The organism is Amycolatopsis sp. M39 (genome assembly GCF_001651785.1).
In the GTDB taxonomy this organism is placed as follows: domain Bacteria; phylum Actinomycetota; class Actinomycetes; order Mycobacteriales; family Pseudonocardiaceae; genus Amycolatopsis; species Amycolatopsis rubida.
This window is the reverse complement of record NZ_LWSF01000002.1, coordinates 35,241-48,382: the sequence shown is the minus strand read 5'-3', so window position 1 is coordinate 48,382 and position 13,142 is coordinate 35,241. Positions and strand designations below refer to the sequence as shown.

At 68.0% G+C, this 13,142-nt stretch carries 13 protein-coding genes and 1 pseudogene; 5 read left to right on the top strand and 9 right to left on the bottom strand.

Annotation, left to right across the window (positions count from 1 at the left end; all coding sequences use genetic code 11):
• Nucleotides 1-26 precede the first annotated feature (26 nt).
• From A4R44_RS04945 to A4R44_RS04915, 7 genes are all read right to left on the bottom strand, one after another.
• Nucleotides 27-1,346, bottom strand: a complete 1,320-nt coding sequence (locus A4R44_RS04945) for an MFS transporter (protein ID WP_067576760.1) — start codon at nt 1,344-1,346, stop codon at nt 27-29.
• A 181-nt stretch (nt 1,347-1,527) separates the two neighbouring features.
• Complete coding sequence (locus A4R44_RS04940; RefSeq protein WP_067576758.1) at nt 1,528-2,484, bottom strand: PDR/VanB family oxidoreductase; 957 nt, start codon at nt 2,482-2,484, stop codon at nt 1,528-1,530.
• 21 nt (nt 2,485-2,505) lie between these two features.
• The gene (locus A4R44_RS04935; protein WP_067576756.1) at nt 2,506-3,249 is read right to left on the bottom strand and encodes an SDR family NAD(P)-dependent oxidoreductase; all 744 of its coding nucleotides are present in this window, start codon (nt 3,247-3,249) and stop codon (nt 2,506-2,508) included.
• Nucleotides 3,246-3,749 carry an aromatic-ring-hydroxylating dioxygenase subunit beta gene (locus A4R44_RS04930; RefSeq protein WP_067576754.1) on the bottom strand — a complete coding sequence of 168 codons (504 nt, stop codon included), beginning with the start codon at nt 3,747-3,749 and terminating at the stop codon, nt 3,246-3,248. Before A4R44_RS04930 ends, A4R44_RS04935 begins: the two co-directional genes overlap by 4 nt.
• Entirely contained in the window at nt 3,742-5,013 is a 1,272-nt protein-coding gene (locus A4R44_RS04925) for a Rieske 2Fe-2S domain-containing protein (protein ID WP_067576752.1), read from the bottom strand. The genes A4R44_RS04930 and A4R44_RS04925 overlap by 8 nt, the downstream gene beginning before the upstream one ends.
• A gap of 13 nt (nt 5,014-5,026) precedes the next feature.
• Complete coding sequence (locus A4R44_RS04920; RefSeq protein WP_067576750.1) at nt 5,027-5,407, bottom strand: hypothetical protein; 381 nt, start codon at nt 5,405-5,407, stop codon at nt 5,027-5,029.
• A 32-nt stretch (nt 5,408-5,439) separates the two neighbouring features.
• On the bottom strand, nt 5,440-6,561 hold the full coding sequence (locus A4R44_RS04915; RefSeq protein ID WP_067576748.1) for an acyl-CoA dehydrogenase family protein: 1,122 nt from the start codon (nt 6,559-6,561) through the stop codon (nt 5,440-5,442).
• A gap of 136 nt (nt 6,562-6,697) precedes the next feature.
• On the opposite strand from A4R44_RS04915, the gene A4R44_RS04910 reads away from it, so the two are divergent.
• The 4 genes and pseudogenes from A4R44_RS04910 to A4R44_RS50010 form a co-directional block, all read left to right on the top strand.
• Nucleotides 6,698-8,155, top strand: coding sequence for a PAS domain-containing sensor histidine kinase (locus A4R44_RS04910; protein ID WP_067576746.1), 1,458 nt, complete (start codon nt 6,698-6,700; stop codon nt 8,153-8,155).
• A gap of 96 nt (nt 8,156-8,251) precedes the next feature.
• Entirely contained in the window at nt 8,252-8,758 is a 507-nt protein-coding gene (locus A4R44_RS04905) for a flavin reductase (RefSeq protein ID WP_067576743.1), read from the top strand.
• Nucleotides 8,759-8,780: 22 nt separating this feature from the next.
• Complete coding sequence (locus A4R44_RS04900; RefSeq protein ID WP_067578010.1) at nt 8,781-9,029, top strand: hypothetical protein; 249 nt, start codon at nt 8,781-8,783, stop codon at nt 9,027-9,029.
• Nucleotides 8,960-9,727: pseudogene (locus A4R44_RS50010) on the top strand (amidase family protein); the annotation flags it as partial. The gene A4R44_RS04900 and the pseudogene A4R44_RS50010, both read left to right, overlap by 70 nt.
• A 515-nt stretch (nt 9,728-10,242) precedes the next feature.
• Here the strand turns inward: A4R44_RS50010 and A4R44_RS04890 are convergent.
• Together A4R44_RS04890 and A4R44_RS04885 are read right to left on the bottom strand one after the other, a co-directional pair.
• Nucleotides 10,243-10,857 carry a response regulator transcription factor gene (locus A4R44_RS04890; protein WP_067576741.1) on the bottom strand — a complete coding sequence of 205 codons (615 nt, stop codon included), beginning with the start codon at nt 10,855-10,857 and terminating at the stop codon, nt 10,243-10,245.
• A complete protein-coding gene (locus A4R44_RS04885; protein ID WP_198545174.1) occupies nt 10,854-11,462 on the bottom strand; it encodes a nuclear transport factor 2 family protein in 609 nt (202 codons plus the stop codon). Before A4R44_RS04885 ends, A4R44_RS04890 begins: the two co-directional genes overlap by 4 nt.
• Before the next feature lie 795 nt (nt 11,463-12,257).
• Here A4R44_RS04885 and A4R44_RS04880 point away from each other — a divergent pair.
• Nucleotides 12,258-12,803: a TetR/AcrR family transcriptional regulator gene (locus A4R44_RS04880; RefSeq protein ID WP_067576739.1), complete on the top strand. Its 546-nt coding sequence runs from the start codon at nt 12,258-12,260 to the stop codon at nt 12,801-12,803.
• Nucleotides 12,804-13,142: the final 339 nt, after the last annotated feature.

Genomic DNA, 13,142 nt, shown 5'->3' with positions numbered 1-13,142 from the left:
GCCTAGTCTGCCGAAGCGGACGGGGCTCACGAGACCAATTCGGGGGCTGCGGCGCGCCGTGCGGGGGCCGTTTCCGGGAGGATCAGCAGGCAGACCAGGCTCAGCACGAGCAGCGCGGCCAGGTAGTAGCCGACCGCGAGGGCGTCGCCGGTCGCCGCGACGATCCGGTTGGCGATCATCGGCGACAGGCCGCCGCCCAGCACCGCGCCGACGTGGTAGCCGACGCCGAGGCCGGACTGGCGCTGCTCACGCGGGAACAGTTCGGCGAACCAGGTGTACATCGGTCCAAAAAGGATTCCGGTGGCGGAGAAACCCAAGAGCAGCGCGACGAATACCGAACTGACGGTGCCCGCCGACGCGATCGGGAACATCACGAGCGCGGCGATGATCGACAGGACCGAACCGGTCAGCATCACCGGTTTGCGGCCGATTCGGTCAGACAGCCAAGCGGCTCCGACGTTCGCGGCGGCGTGGCACAGCAGGGTGATTGTCGAAATGGTGACGATCGGGGCGCGCGGGAGGCCGAGGCCTTCCGGAGCGGCGGCGGTCGCGTACGACAGCATGAACGTGACCAATGCGAAAGTGCAGGCGGTGAGGCCGAGGTTCGCGCCGGCGATCAGCAGCAGTCGTCGCCAATTCGAGCGGAGGACGTCGGCGAGCGGCTTTTTCGCGCGGGTTTCCGCGGCGGCCATTTTCTCGAATTCCGGGCTTTCCGAAACGCCGCGGCGGACCCAGATCCCAATCGCCAGCACGATGCCGCCGGCCAGGAAGGGGAGACGCCAGCCCCAGCTCATGATGTCGTCGTTGGGCAGCAGGAGAACCAGCGCGAAAGCCAGGTTCGCCAGTACGACACCGATCGGTGAGCCTAGTGCGACGAAGGAACCGTAGAGACCACGCCGTTTTTCGGGCGCGTGTTCAACGGCGAACACGGCCGCGCCGGCACTTTCCCCGCCGCGGGCGGCGCCGTGCAGCAGGCGCAGTCCGACGAGCAGCAGCGGTGCGGCAATGCCGATCACCGCGTACGGCGGGAGGACGCCCATGCCCAGCGTCGCGAAACCCATCAGCAAAAACGCGGCGTACAGCGCGGTGCGGCGGCCTCGACGGTCGCCGAGCCAGCCGAAAAGCGCCGCGCCGAGCGGGGCCATCACGAAACCGATGGCGAAGGTCGCGAGGCTCATGAAGGTGCCGAACCAGGCGTTGCCGGTTTTGAAGAACACCGACCCGAACACCAGCGCCGCTGCGGTGCCGTAGATCGAGAAGTCGTACATTTCCAGGGAAGTGCCGACGCCGGCGGCGAATCCGAGCCGCAGCACGCCGGGAGAGTGCGCTTCGTCGCGCTTGGCCATAGCCGGCCTTTCGTCGTCTCGCGCGGAATGCGCGGAGTGTCCGGTGGTGGGGAAACGGTGGACACAGCTTAGGGAAAGCGTGACGAAGGAGGCAAAGTCCGATTTGCGGCGGATTGATAAATAAAATCGATCAATTAATAGACGCGACGGCCGGAATCGCGAGGATTCTGGCCGAGGCGGCTCAGTACAGTTCGATCACCAGTTTTTCGGAGCGAGCCCGCGACACGCACAGCGCCATCTGGTCGCCGGAAGCCTTGTCGCTGGCCGAAAGACACTGGTCGCGGTGCTCCGGCGTGCCTTCCAGCACCCCGGAAACACAGGAACCGCAGATGCCTTCCTCGCACGATTTGAACACCTCGATCCCGTTGTCGGTCAGCACCGACAGGATCGACCGGTCGGCCGGAATCTCGAACACCTCGCCGGTGTCGAGTTCGACGGTGAACGGCTGGTCGCCGCTCGTGTCGACCTCGGCCGCGGTGAAATGTTCTACGTGCACCTGCGTATCGCCGACCACGGGCGCGAACACGCCGGTGACCTGGTCCATGAACCCTTCCGGACCGCAGGTGTAGACGTGCCCGGAAGAACTGAGCCCAGCCGCCACTTCCGCGAGTACAGCAGGCTGCTCGTCGCGAGGCACGCCGAAATGCAGCAGGACGCGATCCCGGAATCCGGCCTGTTCCTCAAGCAGCGAAACGAAAGCCGCTGACTCCCGGCTGCGCGCGAAGTAGTGCAGTTCGAAGTCCGCACCGTCTGCGTGCAGCTGATAAGCCAGGCTCAGCAACGGAGTGATGCCGATGCCGCCCGCGATCAGCACGTGCCGGTCGGCGTCCGGAGCCAGCGAAAGCAGGTTCCGTGCCGAGCCGATCTCCAGCTTGTCGTTCTCCGCTACAGCGTGCAGCGCCTCGGAACCACCACGCGAATCCGGCTCCCGTTTCACCGCGATCAGCAGCGACGACGTGTCGTCCGGCCGCCCGCACAGCGAATACTGGCGCAGGATCCCGGTCGGACCGGTGACGTCGACGTGCGCACCGGCGGAGTGCGGGTCGAACGGCAGGCCGTCGGCGCGCACGAGGCGAAGCGCCCGGATCCCAGGCGCTTCCTCGACGACCTCGGCCACGCGGACCACGGTGTTCGGCATCGGCTCTCCGTTTCAAGCGGTTCAGCGCAGGTAAAGGCCGCCGTTGGCGTCCCAGCAGGCCCCGGTGACCGAGGCCGCGCCGGGCGAGGCGAGCAGCGACACCATCCGCGCGATGAACGCCGGGTCGCCGAGCCGTCCGACGGGAATGTTCTTCGTGAAGGATTCGAGGTTGTCCTCGCCGACGATCGAATGCACCATCGGGCTGTCCAGCGGTCCCGGGGACACGGAGTTCACGGTGACCCCGCACGAGGCGAGTTCGCGCGCGAACACCTTCGTCGCGGACATGATCGCACCTTTGGACGACGCGTAGTGTCCGCCGGTCGCGGTCCCGCCGTTCTGCCCGGCCAGCGACGCCATGTTCACGATTCGCCCGTAGCCCTGCTCGGCGAAGTACGCGCCGAAGATCTGGCAGGCGGTGAACGTGCCGGTGAAGTTGACCGCGAGGACCGCGTCGAGGTCTTCTGGCGTGATCTCCATCAGCGGGGCCGCCTGAGTGCGGGCCGCGTTGTTGACCAGCACCTGGACGCTGCCGAAATCGCGGACGACGTCGTCCTTCAGTTGCGCGAGCGCCGCTCGATCCCGCACGTCGACCGCGTAGCCACGGCAACTGCGGAGCTCTGCGGCAAGCTTCTCGGCCGCGTCCCCGTTGACGTCCACGATCGCGACGCGGTAACCCTCGGCGTGCAGCTGTCGCACGATCGCTTCGCCGAGACCGTTCGCACCACCGGTGACTACCGCGACGTGCGGTTCCGCCGGCGCGCTCACAGCAGGAATCCCGCGGCCGGAACGGCTTCGTCGCTGTTGACCAACCGGACGACCTTCAACGCGATCCGGTCGCCTGCGGGACCGTCCGGCGAGAACCGGATGCGGTGCACCAGATCCGCCGCCCACAGGTCGTGGGTGCCGCGCTTGTAGGCGACCAGGATCTGCGCCGAACGCAGCACGACTTCCTCGTCGGACACGGATTCCGGCACGAAGCGCGACACCGTGCGCACTGTGCGGGCGGAATCGACGGCGGCGAGTGCGTAGCCCTCGGTCATCCGCGCGATGCGCATCTGCCGCATCCGCGCGTCGTCGTAGACCATGTTCAGCGAGCCGGTGAAATCGTCGGTCTCGCGGTCGATCGGGATGACGTAAATGCCGTCTTCGGTGAACAGCTTTTCCCACACGTGGTATTCCGTGCGGTCCAGCAGTTCCGCCTCGCGGTTGACCAGGTCGACGGCGCGCGCGACACGGGTGTCGGTGGTGGGGATGGTTTCAGTCATCGCCCATCATTTCCTTCCACTGGGCGTACGCGGCGCGCATGCCGGTTTCGTCGGTGACGTGCGAGGTCGGCCAGCCTTCGGGGCTCGCCTTTTCCCTCGCGAGCCCGCGGTTGACCAGGATCGGCAGGTCCGGGCCGCCGTGCGCGCCCCGCTGCACGCGGTCCCAGCCTTCGGCGTCGTCCGGCGTGCCGAAGCCGAAGGGGCCCTGGAAGTGTTCGTGGATGCGCAGCCGTTCGCGGTTGACCACGTCCAGCTCCGGCGGTCCGTCGGGACCGATCGCGACGTGCTCGATCAGCGTCTCGTTGGCCGAAATCGGCCGCAGCACCCGGAAAAACGCCGCGGACATCGAGACGTTCGGGAACAGGTTGAGGTTGAACCCGGTGCCGTGCATGGCCCGGACCACCTTGCGCACCTGCGCCTCGTCCAGGGTCTTCGACAGCTCGGCCACGACGTGGTCGAACCGGCCCTGGAGCGGCTCGGTGCCGTCGTCGACGTCCAGGTCGGAGTGCTCCGGCACCATCTGCATGACGCTGTGCCCGTTGCCGAGCGAATGCGTGATCGCCGACGGATCGGTCATGAACGACATCATGTCGGCGGTTTCCGCGTCCACCGAAGCCATCCACGACCGGTGCACGATCGGGAAGTGGTAGCCGTCGGTGGTGTTTTCCAGCTGGATCTTCCAGTTGCCGCGGAACCTGAACTGGTGCTTGCCGAGCACCTTGATCGGGTAACCGCCGCCCTGCTTCATGAAACGGTCGATCCACAGTTTGGCGTCGCCGAGGAAGTCCTCAAGGGACTCGCCGTCCTCGGCGAAGGTCGCGAAAACCATGCCGCCGTACGACTCGGTGCGCAGTTTCTTCAGCGACAGCTCGCCCTTTTCCAAGACGCCTTCGTAGCCGTCCGGGTAAGGGATGCCGCGCAGCTTGCCGTCGAGGCCGTAGCTCCAGGCGTGGTACGGGCAGGTGAAGCCGTTGGCTTTGCCGCTCGGCTTCTCGCACAGGCTCGCGCCGCGGTGGCGGCAGCGGTTGAGCATCGTGTGCAGCGTGCCCTTGCGGTCCCGCGTCACGATTACCGGCTGGCGGCCGACGTACGTGGACTTGAAGTTGCCCGGCTGCGCCAGCTCGCTGACGTGTGCGACCCACACCCACGAACGCTCGAAGATCTGCGTCATCTCGCGTTCGAAGATTTCCGGGTCGGTGTAAAGCCGCGCGGCCACCCGGTCGCTTTCGGCGAAATCGGCGGGAACAACGGTGTTCTCAGTCATGAGGTCTCCGATTTCAGTCGGGCAGTTCGACGTCTTCGCGGACGGTCAGCGGTCGGCCGATGCGGGCTTCGATCTTGGCGAAGCGCCACAGCTTGACGCCGTTGCTGCCGACCTCTGTGGTGCGCAGCAGGTTGCAGCCTGCCTTGACGGTTTCCTGGCTGTCGGCGTCGGCCAGGAGGTAGCAGGTCCACGGCCAGCCCTCAGACGGGCCGACCATGTGCGAATCGTCGTCGATGTCGCCGATGAAAGTGATGCCGGGCAACGCTTTCAGCTGGTCCATCATGGACACGAAGGACTGCCAGACGTCGCCGATGGTGATGCCGTCGGCGGGCAGGTCGAAGAAGTTCTGGTTGATGCCGATGCAGAAAAGCACCCGCAGGGGCTGCGTGCTCACAGTCGGAGACTCCTCGTCGTGGTGGTGGCTGGTCAGCGGAATCCGGGGCTGGTCGGCGGCTGTCCCAGGAGCACCGCGCCGGCGGCGTCGTGGATGGCCGGGCCCAGGAACGCATGCTGCTTGGGTACCAGTGCGTCGCCCTGAAGTCCACGCAGCGGGTGCGTCGAGTAGATCGGCGCGGTGCCGGAAATCTCGACGAGCTTCGAGACGACCTCCGAGGACGTCTTGGCGAGGTGCGCGGACGAAAGCCGCAGCTGGGCGTTCTGCTCGTCGCTGGCCTCGCCGCCGGAAACGATGGTGTCCCAGACCTCGTGGCTGACCTCGTAGAACCAGGCGCGGGCGGACCGCAGCGCGGCCTCGGCGTCGGCGTACCCGGTGCGGTAGTAGCCGCGGTCGGCGAGCTTCGGCGCACCGGTGACGCCGGTGTAGCCAGCGCCGACCTCACGGGCGTGGTCGAGCGCGGCGCGCGCGACACCCGCGCCGACGATGGCGAGAACCTGTGCGGCGTAAGCGATCGTGGGGTAGCGGTAGAGCGGTTCGTCCACTGTGGGCGCGCCGCCGCGGATGAACGTCCACCCGCGCGGGACCTCGACGTCGCGTACGACCAGGTCGAACGAACCGGTGCCGCGCATGCCGACGACGTCCCATTCCGGAACGATCTCGACCTGCTCGGGCCGCAGCAGCGCGGTCCGCGGTTTCCCGCCGGTCGATTCGTCGCCGGGGATGCCGACGCCGAGGATGTCCGCACCCATGCAGCCGCTGGCGAACTTCCACCGGCCGTCCAGGCGGAAGCCGCTCTCGGTCGCCGGGGCGGCCTGGACCGGGAAGAGCCCGCCGGCGAAGGCGACGTCCGGACCGTCTTTGTACAGCTCGGCCTGCGTGTCGAGCGGGAGTGCGGCGAGGTAGATCAGCGACGAGCCGAAGCTGGCGACCCAGCCGGTCGAACCGTCCACTGTGGAAATCCGCTCGATCAGGCGGAGGAATTCGGCGGGCGGGAGCGGGTCGCCGCCGAACTTCGCCGGCGTGCTGGCCCGGTAGATGCCGAGCTGCTTGAGCCGGTCGATGAAGTCCCGCGGAACGTAGCGCTGCTGCTGGAACTCGTCCTTGCGCTTGGCGAGCTCGGCGAGCACCTCCTCCATGGTGACTGCGCTCATCGCTGCTCCTCAGAATGCCGGTGCGGTCGCTGTCGACGGTACGAAGGACGCCGCCGCGCGGGAATTGGTAGTGCCTGAGCGGGCGTAGGGGATTTCTTCAGTGCGAGCCGCCAGCCAGGGGCTTTACGCTGAGCCGATGGAGGCAGACCCGCGCGCGCCCGAGCTGACGACGCACGATTTCGTCGCGATGCTCAACGCCAGCCGCACGTGCGTGCTCGTGCACGACGGCGCGACGAAGAACATCCTGTGGGCCAATCCGGCCGCCTGCGAGATGCTCGAATGGAGCGTCACCGAGCTGCGGCCGCTGAAGGCGAACCACATGAGCAGCTCCGCGCAGCAATACGACCGGGTGATCGGGCGGGCGTGGCTGCAGGAGGCGGTCGACAAGGGCGTCAGCCGGATCGAATGGCACTACCGCACGAAATCCGGCCGGGTGATTCCGACGGACGCGGTGGCCACGCGGGTCGAGCTGGCCCAGGGCCCGGCGGTGATGGTGCAGTTCCGAGACATCGAACGCGAGCAGGAAATCGAGCGTGAGCTGCGGTTGACCACGTCCTGGGTGGACGCACTGGCCCGGCAGACGTCGGCGGTCGCGTTGATGCTCGACGGCTCGGGCGAGCTGCGGTTCGCGACAGACTCCGCGGTCGCGCTGTTCGGGGCGACACCGGATGAACCGCTCGGCCGCCTGACCGACTACGCCAGCCTGCGGCTCGACGACCGTCCGGCCACCTGGGACGAGGTCCGCGAACGCGCGGTGCCTGCCACGCAGGTACGGCTGGAAATCCAGGGCAGGGTGTGGCTGGAAGGGAGCGTCGAACGGCTTCGAGAGCCTGGTGGAGACGCGTTTCTGCTGCTGCTCTACGACGTGTCCGAGCGCATCCGCGGCGAGGTCCGGCGCGAGCGTGAGCTGCACCGGGAGAACTACCTGGCGCGCTACACCGCGATGGGCGACATGGCGATGGCGATCGCGCACGAACTGAGCCAGCCGCTCGCCGCGGCGGGCAACTTCCTGGCCGGCGTCCGGTCGCGGACGCTTGATGCCGAGCCGGTCGTGTACGGCATCGACAGCGCGGTCCGGCAGATCGAGCGGGCGAGCCAGATCGTGTCGTCCGTGCGCGCGTTCGTCGGGCATCTGGAGCAGGTGGAGCAGGTCGCCGACCTCAACGAGATCGTCGAGGAATGCCTGTACTTCGTGCGGTTGCGAGCTGAACCGGCCGCGATCGAGGTGACCTTCGAGCGGTCCGCCGAAGCCGTGCCGGTGCACTGCGAACGCGTGCTGACCGGCCAGGTCGTGCTCAACCTGTGCTTCAACGCGATCGAGGAAATGGCCCAGTGCCCGCAGCAGCGGCGGCGACTGGTGCTCACCACGCGCCGCGACGGCGACACCGGCGTGGTCACCGTGGACGATCGCGGCCGCGGCTTCCCGCGCAATCCGTTCGACGAGTCGTTCACCGCGAAGGAGCGCGGCAGCGGCATCGGACTGGCGCTGAGCCACCGCATCATCACCCGCCAGCACGGGACGATCTGGGCCGAACACCGCGCGGGCGGCGGTTCGCGCTTCGGCTTCGCACTGCCCGCGACCGGCCCGGGTTAGGAATTCTTCAGCTACGCCGGGGAAGTTCTCGATATCCCGGGACCGGTGCGGCTTTGTACGGTCGAGACAGTCCCGGCCCCAGTACTAGGAGGCATCGTGTCCGAGCTGACCCGGACCCAGCGCGAATTCCGCACCGCGATGGCCAACCTCTCCGCGGCCGTCAACGTCGTGACCACCGCGGGCCCGCACGGCCTCGCCGGGATGACGGTGAGCGCCGCCTGCTCGGTCACCGACAGCCCGCCGACCGTGCTTGTGTGCGTCAACCGGTCGAGCCGGTCGCACGCGATCCTGGTCGGCAACGGCCAGGTCTGCGTCAACGTCCTCGGCCCCGGCCAGGAGGACCTGGCCATGCACTTCGCCGGCGCGACGAAGGTGCCGACCGCCGAACGCTTCGAGCAGGACTGCTGGGACCTCGGCAGCGAGGACGCCCCGGTCCTGCGCGGCGCGGCGGCCTCGCTGGTCGGCCGGATCGTCGCCGAACAGGAGCACGGATCGCATTCGGTGCTGTTCGTGGAGATCGAGAAGGTGCTGACCGCGCCGGACAGCGGTGCTTTGGTGTACTTCCAGCGTCGCTTCCACCGGCTTGCCGCACTCAGCGCCTGATCGAGGAGAACCCGTGGACCGGATGACCCTGACCTGCTACAACGACACGCACGGCTACGGCTGGCGGCACGTCGATCTCTTCGTGCACGACGAGCACGGCCGCGAACTGGACTGGGTGCACTGGCAGGTCCCGGCCGACGGCCCGGACGCCGCCGACGAGGCCACCGCGCGCGTCGAACCGCTGCTGCGCCGGACGTCCGGGTGGCGGCACGCGGTCAGCGCGAGCGGCATGGACTACTGGACCGCCGACGCCGCTTGGACCCAGCCGTGACTGGCCCGTGGTCGCTGCGCGCCCTGGTCGCCGATCTGACCGCTGGCCGGACGACGCCGGAAGCCGCCGTCGCGGAGGCGCGCTCGCGGATCGCGGCGGCGTCTTTCGATGCTTGGGTCTCGTCGGCTTACGTGCCTGCGTCGACGGGGCCGCTGGGCGGAGTTCCGTTGGGCGTCAAGGACATCATCGACCTGGCCGGACTCCCGACCCGCTGCGGTTCCGTCCTGCGCGCGGAGGCTCCACCGGCCACTGTGGACGCTTCGATCGTCGGCGAATGGTGGCGGGCCGGAGCGGTGCCGATCGGCAAGACGGTCACCACGGAATTCGCTTTCTTCGCACCGGGTCCCACGGATAATCCCGCGGCACCCGGCCACACCCCCGGCGGTTCCTCCAGCGGTTCCGCCGCCGCCGTTGCCGCTGGCCACGTCCCGCTGGCTTTGGGCTCGCAGACCGCTGGCTCGGTGACCCGACCGGCCGCGTTCTGCGGAGTCGCCTCGCTGGTCATGAGCCGAGGCCGGTTCCCGGTCGACGGCGTCACCGGCCTGAGCCCGAGCCTGGACAGCCACGGCATGCTCACCGCGACGGTTTCCGATCTGGCCTTGGCCTGGTCAGCGCTGTCGGGGGAGCCCGAGGTTGCCGCTTGTTCGGCACCGCGATTGCTGGTCTGGTCCCCAACCGACGTGAGCCCAGCTATGCGGAACGCGCTGCAAACCGCGGTTTCTCTACTGCGTGCCGACGGTGCCGTGGTCGACGAATTCCCGGACCCTGCTTTGGTGCTTGGGTTGACCGCCGCACACCCCGTGGTGATGGCTTACGAAGCGGCGCGGGAACGCTCTGTCGAGCTTGCTTCTGCGGACCGTCTCAGCGCCCCGCTGGCGCAACTGCTGCGTACCGGCGCGGAGATGCCGCGCGCCGAGTACGAGGCCGCACTGGACGTCGTCGCTTCCGGCGCTGCCCGGCTAGCCGACCTAGGGACCGGCTACGACGCCGTCCTCGNCCGTCCTCGCCCCAGCCGCGCTCGGTTCGGCCCCCGCCGGCCTGGCTGCGACCGGCGATCCCGCGCTCAGCCGCCCGTGGCAGGCACTGGGCCTCCCGGTCGTCGCCGTCCCGGGCCTGCGCGACGAAGCTGGCTTGCCGCTGGGATTGCAGCTGGTCGGCAAGGCTTCCGGCGAGGCTGCGCTGCTGGGTACGGGCTGCTGGGTGGAGACCGCGCTCAAACGGTGACGCGATGGGTGAGGATGTCGCGGACCAGCGTCCCCAAGCTGTCCGCTGAGGTCTTCGCCTTGATCCGGGCCCGATGCACGTCGACGGTTTTGACGCTGGTGCCCAGCCGGTGCGCGATCGCCTGGCTGGGCATCCCGTCGACCACCAGCCGAAGTACTTCGCGCTCGCGCTGAGTCAGCGTGTCGAGCCGGGCCCGGACCGCCTGCCGCTCCGCGTGCTCCGCGAACCGGCGGCGGGCCTCGATGAGCTGGGTCTGGACCACCTCGACCATGCGCTGGGCCTGGTAGGGCTTCTCCAGGAAATCGACCGCCCCCGCGGTGAGCGCCCGGACCGACATCGGAATGTCGCCGTGCGCGGAACAGAAGATCAGCGGAGCCGGGCAGTCGATTTCCGCGAGCTTTTCCTGCAGCTGAAAACCGCTGATCGCCGGCATGCGCACGTCGACGATCACGACCGCGGGTTCGGCCGGATCGAATTCGCCGAGGAACGTCTGGGCGTCCGGGTACGTCAACGCCTGCACGCCGACGCTCTCCAGCAGGAACACCAGGGACTGCCGGAGATCCTCGTCGTCGTCCACCACGTGCACGACCGGGTCGTCGCTCATGGCTTCATCAGCACCGAGGCCGAGGGATAGTCGCTGGCCCAGCCTTCCGGCAGCGGGGCGATGAAGACGTTTTCGGTGCGGGTGCGGGTGATCCGCCAGGTGTCGCCGACGCGGCGGAACGCGTTGTTCAACCGGCTGGACCGCAGGAGCGCTTTCCCGTCCGAGAACAGCCACGGCTGCATGTGGATCCATTGCCCGGTGGCCTCGTCGCCGTCCACGCGAATCTGCTCGGAGGTGAGATAGTGCGCGTTCAGCAGAAGTTCGGGGTCCTTCTTCTCGCCCCAGAACCGCTGAAAATGCGCCCGGATAGCCGCGGCGCCTTCGGCCCGCCCGAACTGTCCGTCGTAGTACTCGCCGACGCCCTCCCAGACCGCGTCCTCGGTGTAGAGCTCCATGATGAGGTCGATCCGCTCATCGTCGCCGGTGAGTCCGAACTCGGGGCAGGGCGTGTCGCAGAGGAACATGTAGCGCGCCTGCACCCGGCGGATCTCCGCCTCGGCCTCGAGCACCCCAACCCGCCGCACGAGCCCCGCGACGGTCTCCTCCAACGCGGCCACCCGCCGGTCCTGGCTGCTGTCGGACAGTGCGGAGTGCTCGAAAGACATCGTTTTCCTCACTAGGGAAGGCGGGACGGCGGGCGCTTCAGTGCCGGGGTTGGCCTTTCGGTGCGGTTTTCGGCTCGTTGACAGGGTAACCGGACCGCTCCGTGCGTTGGCAGCTTGTGACCAGCCTCTGCCGGGGCTGGAAGGGTTGTCAATCGAAACGGGGAGTTATGCGCGGCGTGTTTCAACCGGGTGGTGGGGGTTATCAATGGACGGGTTGGCCGGTGGACAACGCCTTGGGGACGCTTGGGGCGGATGATGTCCTGTTCGGAGCAGCGGGGCGGGATGGCGGGTGTGGGCGGGGCAGGAACGCTGCGCCTCCCCGGGAGTTCTTCGCTGTTGGTGGTCGGGGATGCCGCTGTTTCCTGGCGGGTTGGCTGCTGTTCTCCAGGTGCTCTTGGCCGTTGGCGGGCGGGGAGCGGCCGTTTCCCCGGAGATCTCCTGGCCATTGGCGGGTGGGTTGGTTGCTGTTGCGGGGGTGTTGTCGGTGGTTGGCGGGTGGGTTGGTTGCTGTTGCGGGGGTGTTGTCGGTGGTTGGCGGGTGGGTTGGTTGCTGTTGCCGGGGTGTTGTCGGTGATTGGCCGATGGGATGGTTGCTGTTCGCCGCGCCCCCTCGGTCATTGACAGGTGGGAGCGCTTGCCCTCCCTCGGGAGCACTTGGTCGTTGGCGGCGATACTGCCGTTTCTCCGGGAACGCTTGGTCACTGGCGGGCGCGCCGGGCCGCAAATTATGCAGCTCTCGCGGGGGCCGCGATAACGTTGCGGTATGTGCGTTTCCATGGGTAGCGGTCGTCGGCGATGAGCGCGGCTCAGCGGGCCGACGCCCGGGAGAACCGGGAGCGGATCGTCGAGATCGCCCGCGAAGCGATCGCCTCCTCGGGAGAGTTGCGGCTGAACGCGGTGGCCAAGTCGGCCGGGGTCGGGCAGGGAACGCTCTACCGGCACTTCCCTACCCGAGAGGACCTGCTTGCCGAGGTGTACCGGCAGGAGGTGGAGGACCTGGCCGCGCTGGCTCCGGAACTGCTGGCTGCCAGTGAACCGGTCGAGGCGCTGTCCCGCTGGTTCGACCGGATCGCCGAATACGCACGAGTCAAACGCGGCGTCTTCGCGGCACTGGAAACCGCGGTGTGGAAAGGCCTGTCCGAAGAAAGCCACGGCCCGCTCGGCGACGCCATCACCCTCCTGCTCGACGCTGGGAAGGCCGAAGGAACCATCCGCCCCGACATCGACGCCCGGGACCTGTTCATTTTGTCGGGCTATCTGACGCGCCTTGACGAGGACGAGTGGGATTCCCGTGCTCGCCACCTCCTGGACGTCCTGCTGCAAGGAGTCCTTTCCCGCTGACCTGGGCCGTGGCTCAGTGTGCCGAGCGGAGGTCGGCGGGGCGGCTTTCCGGTCGGCCGGGCAACCTGATGGCGCTTGCCTTTCATGCGTAACCGGCGGATCGGTGCAGATGAGGTCTGCTTGCAAGGCAACGGATCACGCGCAACTGGCACCGATCGCGACGTGGTTATCGGGGTGCGGCAGGCGTGCTGCGCTAGATGACGCCATGTGATGTGGTGGTGCATCGGTGAGGTGATGCGCTGCGCGGGTGTGTGGCGGGGGAGGCACCCGCGCGGTCGGGCGATTGTGGCGTGGTGCTATTGCGGATTGGCGATCCCTGCGTGCAGGAGTGGCACGGGG